Source organism: Streptomyces sp. NPDC088553 (assembly GCF_044752965.1).
Lineage (GTDB): Bacteria > Actinomycetota > Actinomycetes > Streptomycetales > Streptomycetaceae > Streptomyces.
This window is the reverse complement of sequence record NZ_JBIVMG010000006.1, coordinates 377,592-393,208: the sequence shown is the minus strand read 5'-3', so window position 1 is coordinate 393,208 and position 15,617 is coordinate 377,592. Positions and strand designations below refer to the sequence as shown.

Sequence of the window (15,617 nt, the reverse complement as noted above, 5' to 3'; positions counted from 1 at the left end):
CGGGTCTTCCGCGCGGCGGCGTCCTCGCCTCCCGTCCGCCCCCCGTCTCCCGGAGGACCCCGGCTCCCCCGCCCGGTGGAGGCGGAACGGTCTCCGGGGCGACGGCCGGGGGCGGGGGCCGGCGGGACGCTGGTCCCATGATGAGAATCAAAGCCCTTCCCGACGTGCCCCGTTGGGCCGCCCTCGCCGCTCACGCCGTTCCGCTCGCCGTCCTCCCGTCGGGTCTGTGGCGGCTCGCGCTCGTCGCCGGCCTTCCGGTCATGGAGGACGCCGGGTGGAACGCCATGGGCGTGGGGGAGTCCCTGTACGTCGTCTCCCTCAGCGTCGTGTCCGAGCTGCTCGCCTTCCTCACCCTGGGGCTCGTCCGTCCCTGGGGCGAGGTCTTCCCTCGCTGGATGCCGTTCCTCGGCGGGCGCCGGGTGAACCCGGCCGCCGCGACCGGCGCGGCCCTGGCCGGGGTGGCGGGGCTGTGCGCGATCGCCGCCTGGGGCGTGTACGCCGCGTACGCGGGCCTGGGGCCCGGTACCCCCTCCACACCGGCGCAGGACGCCGTGCTGGTCGTCTGCTACGCGCCGCTCCTGGCCTGGCCGGTGCTGCTCGCCGCCGTGGCGGTCGCCTACCGCCGGCGCCGCCGCGGCGAGGAGCGACGGGGTGGGGGTCGTCAGTACGGCGCGGGCCGCCCGGCGGCGTCCTCGTGGGTGTAGAAGAGGTAGTAGGCGGCGGTGGCGGTGACCGCGCCGAAGGCCAGTCCGAGCCCGCTCGACGACAGGATGCTGGCATCGGACAGGCTGAAGAGGAAGCCGACGGCGATGCCGGAGAAGGCACCCCAGGCGGCGGCCCGCACCTCGCGGGGCAGGACGTGGCCGTGGCGCCGGAGCAGGTGGATCCCCGCGGCGAGGACGATGGCCGAGATGAGGCCGAGCCACAGCTGCCCCCAGGTGAGGGGGCCGCCGTCGCGCGCGATGGTGGGCGCCCAGAGGCCGTACAGGACACCGAGGGTGACCGGCACTCCCCAGCCGTGGGTGCTGAACTGGCGCCCGACGGGCACCGCTGCGTGTGCGGCCATGGCAGGAGCTCCTTCGTCTCTCGCCCCCCTGCTGCTTCCCGCACCCTCAAGGGCACACCCGCGCCCGGCGCCCCGCAAGTGGATCAGGCGGCGGGCCGGGCGGTGGGGTCGGACGGTGAGGTCAGCCGGCCGGGCGTACGGCGACCGCGTCGATCTCGAAGAGCATGCCCGGCAGGGCGAGCGCCGCGACGCCGCTCAGGGTCTGGGCCGGCAGCCGCTCGCCGAAGTGGGCGTGCAGGCCCTTGCCGAGGGCCTCCCGCTTGGCCATGTCGTGGTCGACGATGTACGAGCCGAGGCGGACGACGTGCTCCAGGCCGAGGCCGAGGCCGACGCCTTCGAGGGCGAGCCGCAGGTTGGTGAGCGACAGCTCGACCTGGGCGGCGAAGTCGCCGGGGACGGGCGAGCCGGACGCGTCGGAGGCGTACTGGCCGCCGATGAAGACGAGCTCGCCGGGCGCCGAGACGGCGTGGCTGTAGCCGAAGGGGGTCGGGTCGTGGAGGGTGCCGGGGTTGGTGATGACCCGCTGGTCGGCGGCAGCAGCCCGGCGCCGGCGATCGCCGAGTCGCCGAGCGGGAAGCCGGCGAGGAGGACGGTGCCGAGCGCGGCGGCGATGACCGCGAGCGTACTCGGACGCCTGTTCAGACCTCCGCCGCCAGCGCCGCCAGCCTCCCCAGCGCCTCGTCGAGGACCGCGCGCGGCGGGGACGCGAGCCCGATCCGGACCGCGTCCGGCGCCGTCCCCGTACCGTCCCGGCCGCCCACGGCGAAGGCCCCGCCCGGGGTGACCGCCACGCCCGCGCGTGCGGCCGCCGCCGCCGTGAAGGTCTCCGCCCGCCAGGGCGCGGGCAGCTCCCACCAGCAGTAGTACGCGTACGGGGAGGTCCGGACGACCTGCCCGGCGAGCCGTCGCCGGACCAGGGCGTGCCGGACCTCCGCGTCCGCCCGCTTGGCCGCGACCACCTCGGCGACGGTCCCGTCCGCGGTCCACCGGGTGGCGGCCGCGAGGGCCAGCCCGCCCGCCGTCCAGGCGCCGGAGCGCAGGGCCTCCGCCACCGCCGCCCGGAACCGTCCGGGGACGACGAGATATCCGACGGTCAGACCGGGGGCGAGGCGCTTGGAGAGGCTGTCGACGAGGAGGACCCGCTCGGGGGCGTGCGCCGCGAGCGGCGCGGGGGCGTCCGGCACGAGGAAGGCCCAGGTGGTGTCCTCGACCGCCGTCAGGTCCAGATTCCGCAGCAGCTCGGCCAGTTCGGCCCGGCGGCCCGCCCCCGCCGTCGAGGAGAGCGGGTTGTGCAGGGTGGGCTGGAGGTAGACGGCGGCCAGCGGCGCCGCCCGGTGGGCCTCCGCGAGCGCCTCGGGCCGTACCCCCTCCTCGTCGAGGGCGAGCGGTACGAGCCGGATGCCGAGGGTCTCGGCCACCGCTTTGACCAGGGGATACGTGAGGGACTCGACGCCCAGCCGGCCGCCGGGCGGGACGAGGGCGGAGAGGGCGGCGGCGATGGCCTGCCGGCCGTTCCCGGCGAAGAGCACGCTCTCGGTGCCGGGCGCCCAGCCGGGCCGGGCGAGCACGGCCGCCGCCGCGTCACGCGCCTCCGGGGTGCCGGTGGCGGCGGCCGGCCGGGAGACGGCCTCGGCCAGCACGTCGGACCGGGCGAGCGCCGCGAGGGCCCGGGCCATCAGCTCCGACTGCCCCTCTGCGACCGGGTAGTTGAGCTGGAGGTCGACGGGCGCGGCGCCGGTCGCCTCGGCGAGCGCGGGCCCCGGGAGCGGGGGCGCGGCCCGGACGAAGGTGCCGCGCCCGACCTCCCCGACGACGAGGCCGCGCCGGGCGAGCTCGCCGTACACGCGGATGGCCGTCGAGTTCGCGATGGCGTGCCGGCGGGCGAAGACGCGCTGCGGCGGCAGCCGGTCACCGGGGCGCAGCCGCCCGTCCCGTACGGCGGCCTCGACCCGGTCGGCGATCCTCCGGTACTCCTCCACAGCCGCCCGCCCCCTCCAGGAACACGATTGCACCGAGAGCAAAGATCTTATTGCACCGAGCAGTTGCGGCTGCCTAGCCTGCGGACATGGACGTCACCCGTACCGTCAACGCCGAGATCCACTACGCGGACAAGGGCGAGGGCCCGGCCCTCCTCCTCGTCCACGGCCACCCCTTCGACCACACGATGTGGCAGCCCCAGCTCGACCACTTCTCGCGGACGCACCGCGTGATCGCCCCGGACCTGCGCGGCTACGGCGCCACCCCGCTCGGCGCGCACCCCGACTCCACCGACCTCGGTGTCTTCGCCGAGGACCTCACCGACCTCCTGGACGACCTGGGGATCCACGACTGCGTCCTCGCCGGCCTCTCCATGGGCGGCCAGATCGCCATGGAGCTCTACCGCCGCCACCCGGAGCGCGTCCGGGGCCTCGTCCTCGCCGACACCTTCCCCGCCGCCGAGACCGACGAGGGCAAGGCCGCGAGGAACGCCATGGCCGACCGGCTGACCGCGGGCGGCGCGGAGGCGATGCGCGGGTACGCCGACGAGGTCCTCGACCGGATGGTGGCCCCCTACAACACCCACGCCGCCCCGCACGTGCACCGCATGATGTGCGCGACCGACCCGGCCGGGGCGGCGGCCGCGCTGCGGGGCAGGGCCGAGCGCCCGGACTACCGGGAGACGCTGACGACGGTCCCGTTCCCCGCGCTCGTCGTGGTCGGCCGGGACGACTCGTACACCCCGGTCGCGGACGCGGAGGACATGCACGCGCTCCTCCCCCACTCCACGCTCGCCGTGATCGAGGAGGCCGCGCACCTGCCGAACCTGGAGCGCCCCGACGCGTTCAACGCCGTACTGGAGGACTACCTCCGCTCACTCGTACGGCCCAGCTGAACATTCGGAACGGTACGAACGCTCCGACGATGGGTCCATGAGCCAGAACACGGCACCACCCCGCAGGCCCACGTCCTCCTCCGCCGCCTGGGCGAGCGGCGGCACGCTCTTCGCGGGCGTCCTCATGCTCGTCACCGGCTTCATGGACGTCCTCCAGGGCATCGCAGGCATCGCCGAGGACGACGTCTACACCCGCGTCGGCGACTACGTCTTCAAGTTCAACCTCACCACCTGGGGCTGGATCCATCTGATCCTCGGCATCGTGGTCGCGATCGCCGGCTTCGGGATCCTGAAGGGAGCGGAGTGGGGCCGGGTCGCCGGTATCGCGCTCGCGTCCCTGAACATCCTGTTCCAGTTCCTGTTCCTGCCGTACCAGCCAGGGTGGGCGCTGTTCTCGATGGCCATCTCGGTCTTCGTGATCTGGGCGCTCGCGACGGACGAGGCGTACGGCCGGGAAACGAAGTCCTGAGGGGCGGGCGGACGATGAGACGCACGGCAGCGGCCCTCTCCCTGGCCGCCACCACCGCGCTCGCCCTCACGGTCACCGGGTGCGACACCGTCAAGGACACGGCGGGAGACATCGTCTCCTCCGCCACGGCGGCCGTCGCCTCGGCCGCCGAGGAGAAGATGAACGAGGTCAAGGACGGGGTGAACGCCACCGGCGACGTGAAGGCCGGGCCGACGAGCACCGACGGGGACCGGACGGTCGCCGAGATCACGGCGACCAACCCGAAGGACGCGAACGCCGACTACACGATCATGGTCATCTTCCGGGACGGGAACGGGAACTTCCTCGACTCCGTCGTCCTGGACATCGACGCGGTGGCACCCGGGAAGTCCAAGACCGGTACGGCACGCAGCAATCGGACGCTCTCGGGCGAACCGAAGGCGGAGATCGCGCAGGCCCTGCGACACTGACGGGGTGGACCGAGTCCAGACCGCGGAGCACGGGGAGACGGCGGAACCCGTGAACAGCAGCGCCGCCGACGCGACCCCGGAGCCGAGCCCCGAGCCGACGCCCGAATCGCCTTCCGGGCCGACACCCGGTTCGGCCTCCGGGGTGACCCCCGGGCCGCCGCCCCTGCGGCCCAGGCACCGTGTCATGGCCTGGGCCGCGGGGCTGCTCATGGTGGTACCGGCCCTGGTCACGGCCTGCCGCGCCCTGGACACGGACGCGGTGACCCCGGTCCCCCAACTCCTCGCGTTCCTCCCCTGGCTGACGGTCCCCGCCGCCCTCGCCCTCCTGCTCGCCGCCGTGACCCGGCGCCGCGTGCTGACCTTCGTGACGGTCCTGGTCCTGGGCGCGACCGCCTGGAGCACCGTGCCGTACATGCCGCAGACCGTCATCTCGTACGGGCTGCCGCTGGCGCGGGTGAAGGTCATCGCGGCGAACGTCGAATTCGGGCAGGGGACGGGGGCGTTGGTCGAGCTGGTGCGGCGGGAACGCCCCCAGCTCGTGTTCGTGTCGGAATGCGACCGCGCCTGCCGGTCCACCCTCACGAAGACCTTCGCCGCCGCGCTCCCCCACTACGCCTCCGTCGAGGGAGAGGGGTCGACCGGCTCGATCGTGCTGAGCTCGTACCCGCTGACCGACTGGCGGATGATCCCGGCGGCCATGGGCATGCCCGGTGCCACGGCCGACATCGCGGGCGTGCCGGTACGGCTCCAGCTGGCGCACCCGCTGCCGCCGGTACCGCGGCAGGTGTCCCTGTGGAAGCGGGAACTGGGCCGGGTGAAGGACGCCGTCGCGACGCAGCGCACCGGGCCGATGCTGGTCGCGGGCGACTTCAACGCCTCGCAGGACCACGCGGCGTTCCGCGCGATCCTCGCGGCGGGCGGGCTCCAGGACGCGGCGCGGCGGGCTGACCGGAGCCGCGCGCCGACCTGGCCGGCGGAGGGCCCGCTGCCGCCGTTCGTCCAGATCGACCACGTCCTGGTCAGGGACTTCAGCGTCCGCGAGGTCCGCTTCCTGGACATCCCGGGCTCCGACCACCGGGCGGTCCTCGCGGATCTCGACCTGCGCGGGCCGCGCTGATCGTCCACCCTTGAGGACATGGAGAACGAGGAGATCCTGGACGACATCGGCGCCCTCGTCGAGGAGGAACGCGCCCTACGGCAGCGCACGGGCGGCCTCCTTCCGGAGGAACGGGCCCGGCTGTCGGAACTGGAGGTGCGGCTGGACCAGTGCTGGGACCTGCTGCGGCAGCGGAGGGCCAAGGCGGAATTCGGCGAGGACCCGGACACGGCGACCCTCCGCCCGGCCACCGAGGTCGAGTCCTACCGCAACTGACCCCACCCTGCGGGCCCCCTCCGCCACCCCGCCGCCCACGCCGCGGGCACACCCCCGCGTTGTGGGCAACTGTTCCGCTGGGGCGTGAGGTCCCCCGGACGGAGTCTGGGGGGACGACTGCCCACACGGCGGTGGGCGGGGGTCGCGGGCGCAGCCCACGCGGCGGACAGCGGGCGCAGCCGCGGGGTGTGGGGGGCGCGGACAGTACGTTGGGCGCATGGCACGACCCGTAGGGACCCGCCTCACCCCGCCCGCCTGGCTCACCGCCGGGTTCAAGCCCGCGCCCACCCCCATCCCCTGGGCCGCCGTCGCCCGCGCCGCCGTCGCGTTGTCCGCGCCGCTCGCCGTCGGGCTGGCCGTCGGGCAGCCGGCCTACGGTGCGCTCGTGTCCATGGGCGCGCTCTCCGGGGTCATCGGCGACACCGCCGACGCCTATCGGATGCGGATCCTCAACATCGCCGTGCCGCAGTTCTTCGGCGCCGTCGGAGTCACCCTCGGGACCCTCGTCTTCGGGCACGGCTGGCTCGCCGTCGCCGTGCTCACGCTCGTCGCGCTGGTCTCCGGGATGATCTCCTCGATCGGCGCCGTCGCCTCCGTCTCCGGGCTGCTCCTGCTCCTCAACGCCGTCGTCGGAGCCGGGCTCCCCATGCCCGACCCCTGGTGGAAGGCACCCCTGCTGCTCGGCCTCGGCGGGCTGTTCGTGCTGCTCCTCACCCTGCTCGGCTGGCCCTTCCGCCGCGCCGCGCCCGAGCGGTCCGCCGTCGCCGCGACCTACCGTTCCGTCGCCGCGCTGTACGAGGCCACCGGCACCCCCGCGTACGACGAGAAGCGGCAGGCCGTCACCGCCTCCCTCAACCAGTCCTACGACCTCGTGCTGGCCCGGCGCGCCCGCCAGCACGGCCGCGCGCCCTCCCTCGTCCGGCTGCTCGCGCAGCTGAACGTCGCCGTCCCGCTCGTCGAGGCCGCCCCCGCCGCCCATCTCCGCGCCCAGCTCCACGGCCCGCTGTCCGCCACGATCCCGGCGGCCGTGCGCGAACTCGCCGACGCCGTCGAGGAGAGCCGCACGGGGGCACCCGTACTGGATCTGCCGACCCCGGAGCGGCCCGCCGAGAAGGCCGTCGACCACGCCCTGCGGTACGCCGCCACCGTCGTCCACAAGGCCGAGCCCGACGCCTACAACGTCGACGACCGCCTCGGCCGCCCCGCCGCGCTCCGCGTCCGCGTCCGCCGGACCACCCGCGCCGTCCTGTTCTCCGAGGCGTCCTGGCGGTACGGGCTCCGGCTCGCCCTGTGCATCGGGCTCGCACAGGCCCTCGTGTCGCTGATCCCCGTCCCCCGCTCGTACTGGGTGGCGCTCACCGTCACCTTCGTCATGAAGCCCGACTTCGGCTCGGTCTTCTCCCGCGCCGTGCTCCGCGCCTTCGGCACCGCCGCCGGGCTCCTCCTCGCCGCCCTCGTGCTCGCCGAGGTGCCGCGCGGCTGGTGGGACGTCCCCGTGATGTGCGTGCTCGCCGCCCTCATCCCGGCCTTCTCCGCGAAGGGGTACGCCTTCCAGACGGCGGCCATCACCCCGGTGATCCTGCTGCTCTCCGACACCCTCAACCAGCAGGGCTTCGACCTCGTCATGCCCCGCCTGTACGACTCCTTGATCGGCTGCGGCATCGCGCTGATCGCCGGCTATCTCCTCTGGCCCGAGTCCTGGCACTCCCGGATCGGCGACCGGCTCGCGGACGCCGTCGGCGACACCGCCGCCTATGTGACCTGCGCGTTCGGTGGGGAGGAGGACCAGGGCGGGCGGCTGCGGGCCCGGCGGAAGCTCTACCGCGATCTCTCCACCGTCCGCTCCGAGTTCCAGCGCGCCCTCACCGAGCCGCCGCCGACGGGGACCCGCGCCGCCGCCTGGTGGCCGCTCGTCGTGGCCGTCGAGCGGATCGTGGACGCCACGACAGCCGCCCGGATCAGGGTCGATCACGGCGCCCCCGACCCCGACCCCGACGAGGTCGCCGCCGTCGAGCGGGAGCTGCGGGAACTCGCCCAGGGGATCCGGGAATCGGACACCCTGGTCGAGGTCCGCAGCGCGCTTCCCGGCGACGAGAACGGAGTCCTCGCACCGCTCCGCCAGGAGGTCAGCGCGGCCCGCGCCATCGCCGGTCCCGACCTGCGGTAAACCTTCCCCCGGGGGCGTACGGGAGGACTTACCGGCGGTCACGGAACGGAACCCTCCCCACCGCCGTTACCCGGAGCCGATCGGGCGACTACGATGCGCTCGATCTCACCGTGATCCGCCTCCGCCGCCGTCGGCAACCGGCGCGGCGGACGGGCCACTTCGTCCTGCCTCACCCCCCGCGCCCCGAGGACACCGCCATGCGCACCACCACGAACAGAGGGCTCCAGCCCAATGTCCTCGGTACCTTCGACACGATCGTGATGGCCGTCGCCGGCAGCGCCCCCGCCTACTCGCTGGCCGCGACCACCGCCGTGCTCTTCGGAGCCGTCGGCTACGCGGGGCCCGCCGCCCTGCTGTACTGCGCGATACCGATGTTCGGCATCGTCCTCGCGTACGCCCGCCTCGGGCGGATCGACGTCAACGCCGGTGCCGGCTACTCCTGGGTGGGCCGCACCCTCCACCCCTTCCTCGGCTTCCTGTCCGGCTGGGCCCTCGTCTTCGCCGCCACCGTTTTCATGGTGGCCGGCTCGCTGCCCGCCGGTTCCCTCACGCTCGCCCTGATCGACCAGGATCTCGCCGACAGCACCCCGCTCGCCGCTGCCGTCGGCGCAGGCTGGTTCCTGATGATGCTGCTCGTGGTCCTCGGCGGCGCCCGGCTGACCGTGCGCGCCCAACTGATCATGTCCGGGGTCGAGATGCTGATCCTGGTCGGCTTCATCCTGGCGGCCGTGGCGCACCGCGGGCGGGCCACCGCCTTCGACTGGTCCTGGTTCGGCCTCGGCCAGTTCGACGGTACGCAGGGCTTCGCTGCCGGCGCGCTGATCGCCGCGTTCTACTACTGGGGCTGGGACGTCACCAGCAACCTCAGCGAGGAGACCCGGAACAGCCGCCGTACCGCGGGACTCGCCGCGCTCGTCGGCGTCGGCTTCGTCTTCCTCCTCTTCGTCGCCGTCACCGTCGTCGTCAACGTGCTGCTGAGCGCGGAGGAGATCCGCACCGCGGGACCCAACGTCCTCGCGGTCGTCGGCCAGGAGGTGTGGCCCGGGGTCGGCGGCAAACTCCTCGTCGTCGCCGTCCTGCTGTCGACCGTCGCCACCCTGGAGACCACGCTTCTCCAGGTCACCCGCTCGCTCTTCGCGATGGGTCGCGACCGGACCCTGCCGACCGCGCTCGGCACCGTGCACCGCCGCTGGAACACCCCGTGGGTCGCGATCGCCGCCGTCGGCGGCGCCGCCCTGCTGCTGTTCGCGGCCGCCGCGGCCGCCGGCTCGGTGCAGCAGATCCTCCGCGACGCGGTCTCCGCGATCGGGCTCCAGATCGCGTTCTACTACGGCCTCGCGGGCATCGCCGCCGTCGTCGCCTACAAGTCGGTCCTCCTCCGCTCCGTACGGAACCTGCTGCTCGGCGGCGTCTGGCCGCTGCTCGGCTCCACGTTCATGCTCTGGACCTTCGTCGAATCGCTCGGCGAGCTCTCCACCACCGCCCTCACGATCGGCCTCGGCGGCCTGCTCCTCGGCGTCGTCCCGCTGGTCGTGTACTGGCGCAAGGGTAGCGACTACTACCGCCCGGCCCGTCTGGACGCGGCCCGCGCGATGGCGGCCGCGGAGGGCTCGGGCCCGGCCACGCGCGCGCGGAGCGGAACCAGGGACAAGAGCTACGCAACGGATTTCTGATCCCGGCCATCACCAAGGGCACAGAACCGAGAGCACGGGAACACAAGCGAGTCACCACTTCTGACGGCAGCCGAACCCGAAGGAGGCCCCCGATGGCCGTACGCCGCCGCTCCGCGCGCTCGGCACGTCAGGAGCGCTTCGCGCCCGACTTCGACCCGGACTTCGGGGACCGCGCCCTGACCGAGGCGCGCCACGACATCGTCATCGGCCGCTGGCAGGGCGTACGGGACCTGCTCGCCGCCACCGGTGACCACTGGGCGCGCCGCACCCACCGGCTGCGGCTCCTCTCGCACGCGGCCGCGGGCAGCTCCACCGTGGAGACCTGGCGGGCCGCCGAGCCGGGCAACCCCGACGCGGCCGTGCTGCGGGCCGCGACCGAGGTGGTGCGGGTCTTCGACGCGGCGATCGCGGCCGGCCGGGGCGCGGCCGTCGAGCGGGGCCGGATCGACGCCGCCGTCGACGCCTGCCGGGGCGCGGCAGAGGCGGCGCCCGCCGACCCGATGCCGTGGGTGTCGCTGCTGTCGGTGGCCAGGCTGTACGAGGGCGGGGTGCCGCGCCGCGAACTGCGGCACTGGTTCGACGAGTTGCGGCGCCGGGACCCGTACAACACGGAGGGGCACATCCAGGTGCTGCGCTACTGGTCGGCGCGGTGGCACGGGACGCACGGCAGCATGTACGACTTCGCGCGGGACGCGGCGGGGGTGGCACCGCCCGGCTCCCCGCTGCCCGTGCTCGTGCAGGTGGCACGGGTGGAGGAGTACCGGTACATCGCGGACGGGGCGCTCGGCCGGGGCCCGGTGCGCGGCTTCGACCAGCACTGGAAGCACGAGCTCGCGGTGACGGAGCTGCGGCGCACCCACGCGCGCTGGATCGGCGGCCGCGATCCGGGGGCGCCGGTGGCGCCGGAGGAGGTGGGTGACCTCAACTTCCTGGTGCACGCGGCCTGTTACGCGGGTCAGGTGGAGATCGCCCGGGAGCTCCTCGGGATGCTCGGCGCACGGGCGGCGTGGGTGCCATGGGCGTACACCGGGGACCCCGAGGAGCAGTTCGTCCGGTTCAGGGAGGGCCTGGGGGTGGAGTGAGCGAGCACCCCACCCCCCGGCCGTGATCCGCCGGACAGGCCCTAGACGCCGATGTCGCGGCCGTCCGTGCGCCACACGGCGACGACCGACGGGCGGACGATCTTGCCGGGTCCGTCGGGCCACTCCGACTTCGGGTTCTCGACGGAGGCGCCGTCGATCTCGCCCGGGTGCTGCACGGCCACCAGGACACGGCGGTCCTGGATGATCGGGCCGCAGGTCTCGGCGCCCTTGGGCACGGTCAGGAACTGCTTGAGCTCACCGCGGCGCTCGCCCTGCGTCGCGACGCCGAACAGGCCGTCGTGCGAGCCGAGCTGGGCGCCGTCCGTGGAGATCCACAGGTTGCCGTGCGGGTCGAAGGCCACGTTGTCCGGGCAGGAGATCTGGGAGACCTTCTCCTTGGGGTAGCCCGCGAAGTAGGTGGCCGGGTCGTTCGGGTCACCGGCGACCAGGAAGAGACGCCAGGCGAAACCGTCGGAGGACGGGTCGTCCCAGTTCTCGGCGAGCTCCAGGATCTGCCCGTGCTTGTTGAGGTTGCGCGGGTTGGCCTCGTCGGCGCCGGCCTTGCCGGCCTTGCCGCGGTCGGTGTTGTTGGTGAGCGCGACGTAGACGCGACCGGTGCGGGGGCTCGGCTCGACGTCCTCGGGGCGGTCCATCTTCGTGGCCCCGACCTTGTCACCGGCGAGACGGGTGAAGACGTACACCTCCTCGGCGGTCATGCCGGGGACGTGCGAGACGTCACCGGTGGCGAGCGGGATCCACACGCCGGAGCCGTCGAACTCGCCGTCGGTGGGGTGCTTGCCGGTGCCGTCGATCTCGGCGGCCGGGGAGTCACCGGTCAGCTTGGCGACGTACAGCGTGCCCTCGTCGAGCAGGGTGAGGTTGTGCTCGCGGGCGGCCCGCGAGTTCCCCTTCTTCATCCGCTTGCTGGAGACGAACTTGTAGAAGTAGTCGAACCGCTCGTCGTCGCCCATGTAGACGACCGGACGGCCGTCGGCGGTCAGGCGGGGCTGCGCGGCCTCGTGCTTGAAGCGGCCGAGCGCGGTGCGCTTGCGGGGGGTGGAGTCGGGGTCGTACGGGTCGAGCTCGACGACCCAGCCGAAGCGGTGGACCTCGTTGGGCTCCTGCTTGAGGTCGAAGCGCTTGTCGAACCGCTCCCACTTGCGCTCGGTGGCACCGGTGCCGACGCCGTAGCGCTTGTCGGTGGCGCTGGAGCCGTTGGCGAAGTACTGGTTGAAGTTCTCCTCGCCGTGGAGGGTGGTGCCCCACGGGGTGGTGCCGCCGGCGCAGTTGTTGAGCGTGCCGAGGACGGTACGGCCCTCGGGGTCGGCGGAGGTCCTCAGCAGGGCGCTGCCGGCGGCGGGGCCGGTGACCTCGAACTCGCTCGTCGTGTGGAGGCGGCGGTTGAGGTGGTGGCGGGAGACCGGGGTGAGCTTGCCCGTGCGGTGCTCCTCCTGGACGACGACGACCGAGAGGCCGTGCGCGGCCCAGGCGATCTCGACCTGCTCGCGGGTCGGGTTCGCGGCGTCGTAGTTGCGGAACATCAGGACTTCGTCGGTGTACTCGTGGTTCGCGACGAGGACCTGGCGGTCGTGCTCCCCGCGCAGCGGCAGCAGGGAGAGGAAGTCGTTGTTGTAGCCGAACTGGCCGGCCTGGGCCTTCGCCGTCTGCTTCTCGGAGTCGAAGGCCGGGGCGCCGCGGAGGATGGGCTCGCCCCAGCGGATGACCACGTTCTGCGCGTAGCCGGACGGCACGGTCACCTTGTCGGCGGTGTTGGGCGCGACGGGGGTGAAGCGGAGACCGCGGGCGCCGTCGACCTTGCCGGAGCCGTGGCCGTGACCGTGACCGGGGCCGAAGGTCTCCGGGCCGGCGACGGCCTCGGGCGCGTTGCCGAACGCGATGGCGCCGCCGGCGGCGGAGGCGACCGTCACGACGGCGGCGGCACGGAGGGCCGAACGGCGTGAGAGGACACCGGCTATGACGTCGCCGGCGTACTCGTTGTCGCTGGTGTTGGGAACCTCGTGGAAGCAGGCGTCACCACAGCGGTAACGGCAGGTGAGAGCGGAACGTCCGCCTCCGTGGGGGTTCGTGCTCAGCAGCGGCAGCAGTTTGCGCACTTCGTCCTCCTCCGGCGCACGCTGCGCCGACATGGTGTCGGGTAAACCTTCGGCGGCGACGCTATGTGCGCACATCTGCACAGGGACGGCGACGGGGTGAACGACGAATGAATGCACGGCAACCGGGGGCGACCGGGTCGCCGAGGAGGGGAGGAGTGGCCGCTAACCTTACGTGTCCGCCCTGGCCAGGGATGAACGTCCCGAAACACCCAGTACGGACATTCACACGCACCCCACTCATGCGAAAGGGTTCGCCCATGGGTATTCGGAGCATGCTGCGCAAGGTGTTCGGCCGAGACCGCGAGGAATCCCCGGCGACCTCCGTCGTCCCGCCCCAGACGCGTGAGACCACGTCGACGGAGACGGCGACGGCTTCGCCCTCGGAGACGGTCACGGCTGAGGCGACGGTCACCACTTCGGCCGCGGCGACGGTCCCGGCCAGGTCGACGGCGTCGTCCGGGTCCGGGTCGTCGGACACCTCGGAGGCGGTGGCCCGCCAGGCGGCGGACGACCTGGTGGCGGCGTCGTTCGACAACCCGCAGATCCCGCGGGCCCGGGCGAAGACGCCGTCGCCCGCGCCGGAGAAGCCGGCGGCGCCCGCCGCTGCGGAGACGCCTGCCGCCGAGGTGGAGGTGACGGCCGAGGCTGAGGCGCCTGCCGCCGCGCCGGTCGAGGCGGACGTCGAGTCGACGGATGCCGAAGCCCCGGCGGAGCCGGAGGCGGCGGCCGACGCCGAGCCCGAGGCGGAGACCGCGTCCACGGAGGCGGCCGAGCCCCAGGCCGTGGAGTCGGTGGAGGCGCCGGTGGCCGAGGAGCCGACCGAGCCGCAGGCCGAGGCCGACGGGGTGGAGCCGGAGGCGAGCACGACCGTCGCCGCCGAGCCCGACGCGACTGCCGACACGGCCGAGCCCGAGCCCGAGGCCGAGCCGAGCGCGGCCGCCGACACGGCGGAGGAGCCGGAGCCGGCCCTCGCCGCCGAGGCGACCGGCGTCGTCGCCGACGACACGACCCCGGCGGCAGAGTCCGCCGGGGAGCCGCAGGCGGAGCCCGAGGCCGTCACGGCCGGGCCGCAGGCCGACGAGCCCGCCGCCGAGCCCGCCGCCGAGCCCGAGGCCCAGGCGACCGACGCCGCTGACGCCGACCTTGCCGAGGAGCCTGAGGCCGCCGTCGTCGCCGACGACACGACCCTGGCGGCAGAGTCCGCCGGGGAGCCGCAGGCGGAGCCCGAGGCCGTCACGGCGAAGCCGCAGGCCGACGGGACCGCCGCCGAGCCCGAGGCCGAGCCCGTCGTCGCCGAGGCGACCGACGTTCCCGCGGCGGAGGCCGAACCCGCCCCGGAGAAGCAGGGCACCGAGCCCGAGGCGCTTGCGGCCGAGCCGCAGGCGGACGAGCCCGCCGAGCCCGAGGCGACCGCCGCCGCTGATGCCACCGCTGATGCCGCCGAGGAGCCGGAGGCCGCTGTCGTCGCCGACGACACGACCCCGGCCGCGGAAGCCGCCGAGGAGCCCCAGGCCGAGCCGACCGAGCCGCAGGCCGACGAGGCCGAGGCCGTTGCCGCCGAGCCGCAGGCCGGCGAGGCGCTCGCGCCCGAGCCGGAGTTCGTCACCGCCGCGGCCGAGGTGGAGCCCGCAGCCACCGTCACCGCGCCGGACGCGACCGTCGCCGTCCCGGCCTCCGGCGGCGGCCTTCCCGCGCACCTGGCCGACGCCCACGCCGCCGCCGCCGCGCAGCTGGAGGCGCAGGGGCTCGCCGGGGCCCGGGCCGCCGTGTACCTCGTGGTCGACCGCTCCGGCTCGATGCGCGGGTACTTCAAGGACGGGTCCGTGCAGCGGCTCGCCGAGCAGGTGACCGCGCTCGCGGCGCACCTCGACGAGGACGCCACCGTCACGACCGTGTTCTTCTCGACGGACATCGACGGGACGGTCGAGCTGACCCCGGCCGGCCTCACGCCGACCCGTATCGACGAGGTCAACTCCACCCTCGGCCGCCTGGGCCGGACCAACTACCACCGCGCCGTGGAAGAGGTCCTCGCCCACCACGAGAAGGCCGACCCGACCCGTACCGCCCTGGTCGTCTTCCAGACGGACGGCGCGCCCGAGTCGAAGACCGCCGCCACCGCGGCCCTGGCCGAGGCGGCGGAGCGTCCGCTGCACTGGCGGTTCGTGGCCTGGGGCGAGGAGGACAACAAGGCCTTCGACTTCGTCCGCAAGCTCGACGGCACTCCCCGTACCGGCACGTACTTCGCGGGCACGTCCCCGGCCGAGACCGCGCACGCGGCCTTCTACGCCGGCCTGCTCGCGGGCCTGGAGTTCTGAGGGTCCGAGAAGGAGTTCCACGGCGCGGGCCGGGTCCG

14 protein-coding genes are annotated in these 15,617 nt (G+C 74.0%); 10 read left to right on the top strand and 4 right to left on the bottom strand.

The window, feature by feature from the left end; all coding sequences use genetic code 11:
* The first annotated feature begins 137 nt into the window (after nt 1–137).
* A complete protein-coding gene (locus ACIP8Z_RS22385; RefSeq protein ID WP_402085958.1) occupies nt 138–704 on the top strand; it encodes a hypothetical protein in 567 nt (188 codons plus the stop codon).
* Here ACIP8Z_RS22385 and ACIP8Z_RS22380 read toward each other — a convergent pair.
* The 3 genes from ACIP8Z_RS22380 to ACIP8Z_RS22370 form a co-directional block, all read right to left on the bottom strand.
* Complete coding sequence (locus ACIP8Z_RS22380) at nt 662–1,066, bottom strand: hypothetical protein (RefSeq protein ID WP_402085955.1); 405 nt, start codon at nt 1,064–1,066, stop codon at nt 662–664. The two genes, ACIP8Z_RS22385 and ACIP8Z_RS22380, sit on opposite strands and share 43 nt — an antisense overlap.
* A 121-nt stretch (nt 1,067–1,187) precedes the next feature.
* On the bottom strand, nt 1,188–1,583 hold the full coding sequence (locus tag ACIP8Z_RS22375) for a RidA family protein (RefSeq protein WP_402086528.1): 396 nt from the start codon (nt 1,581–1,583) through the stop codon (nt 1,188–1,190).
* 121 nt (nt 1,584–1,704) lie between these two features.
* Nucleotides 1,705–3,045 (bottom strand): PLP-dependent aminotransferase family protein, encoded by a 1,341-nt coding sequence (locus ACIP8Z_RS22370; RefSeq protein ID WP_402085952.1) that lies wholly within the window; start codon nt 3,043–3,045, stop codon nt 1,705–1,707.
* Nucleotides 3,046–3,131: 86 nt separating this feature from the next.
* Here ACIP8Z_RS22370 and ACIP8Z_RS22365 point away from each other — a divergent pair, with 86 nt between their 5' ends.
* From ACIP8Z_RS22365 to ACIP8Z_RS22330, 8 genes are all read left to right on the top strand, one after another.
* Nucleotides 3,132–3,938, top strand: coding sequence for an alpha/beta fold hydrolase (locus ACIP8Z_RS22365; protein ID WP_402085949.1), 807 nt, complete (start codon nt 3,132–3,134; stop codon nt 3,936–3,938).
* Between the two features lie 37 nt (nt 3,939–3,975).
* Complete coding sequence (locus tag ACIP8Z_RS22360) at nt 3,976–4,407, top strand: hypothetical protein (RefSeq protein WP_402085947.1); 432 nt, start codon at nt 3,976–3,978, stop codon at nt 4,405–4,407.
* Between the two features lie 14 nt (nt 4,408–4,421).
* Complete coding sequence (locus ACIP8Z_RS22355; protein WP_402085946.1) at nt 4,422–4,856, top strand: hypothetical protein; 435 nt, start codon at nt 4,422–4,424, stop codon at nt 4,854–4,856.
* 4 nt (nt 4,857–4,860) lie between these two features.
* Nucleotides 4,861–5,973 (top strand): endonuclease/exonuclease/phosphatase family protein, encoded by a 1,113-nt coding sequence (locus ACIP8Z_RS22350; protein WP_402085943.1) that lies wholly within the window; start codon nt 4,861–4,863, stop codon nt 5,971–5,973.
* A gap of 18 nt (nt 5,974–5,991) precedes the next feature.
* On the top strand, nt 5,992–6,228 hold the full coding sequence (locus tag ACIP8Z_RS22345; protein WP_319315630.1) for a DUF2630 family protein: 237 nt from the start codon (nt 5,992–5,994) through the stop codon (nt 6,226–6,228).
* A gap of 217 nt (nt 6,229–6,445) precedes the next feature.
* Nucleotides 6,446–8,395 carry an FUSC family protein gene (locus ACIP8Z_RS22340; RefSeq protein ID WP_402085940.1) on the top strand — a complete coding sequence of 650 codons (1,950 nt, stop codon included), beginning with the start codon at nt 6,446–6,448 and terminating at the stop codon, nt 8,393–8,395.
* Between the two features lie 197 nt (nt 8,396–8,592).
* On the top strand, nt 8,593–10,068 hold the full coding sequence (locus ACIP8Z_RS22335) for an APC family permease (protein ID WP_402085938.1): 1,476 nt from the start codon (nt 8,593–8,595) through the stop codon (nt 10,066–10,068).
* Between the two features lie 92 nt (nt 10,069–10,160).
* Nucleotides 10,161–11,150, top strand: a complete 990-nt coding sequence (locus ACIP8Z_RS22330) for a hypothetical protein (protein WP_030323755.1) — start codon at nt 10,161–10,163, stop codon at nt 11,148–11,150.
* A gap of 41 nt (nt 11,151–11,191) precedes the next feature.
* On the opposite strand, the gene ACIP8Z_RS22325 is transcribed toward ACIP8Z_RS22330, so the two are convergent.
* Nucleotides 11,192–13,264, bottom strand: a complete 2,073-nt coding sequence (locus ACIP8Z_RS22325; RefSeq protein WP_402086526.1) for a PhoX family protein — start codon at nt 13,262–13,264, stop codon at nt 11,192–11,194.
* Nucleotides 13,265–13,521: 257 nt separating this feature from the next.
* Between ACIP8Z_RS22325 and ACIP8Z_RS22320 the strand changes: the two genes are divergently transcribed.
* The gene (locus ACIP8Z_RS22320) at nt 13,522–15,579 is read left to right on the top strand and encodes a VWA domain-containing protein (RefSeq protein WP_402085936.1); all 2,058 of its coding nucleotides are present in this window, start codon (nt 13,522–13,524) and stop codon (nt 15,577–15,579) included.
* Nucleotides 15,580–15,617: the final 38 nt, after the last annotated feature.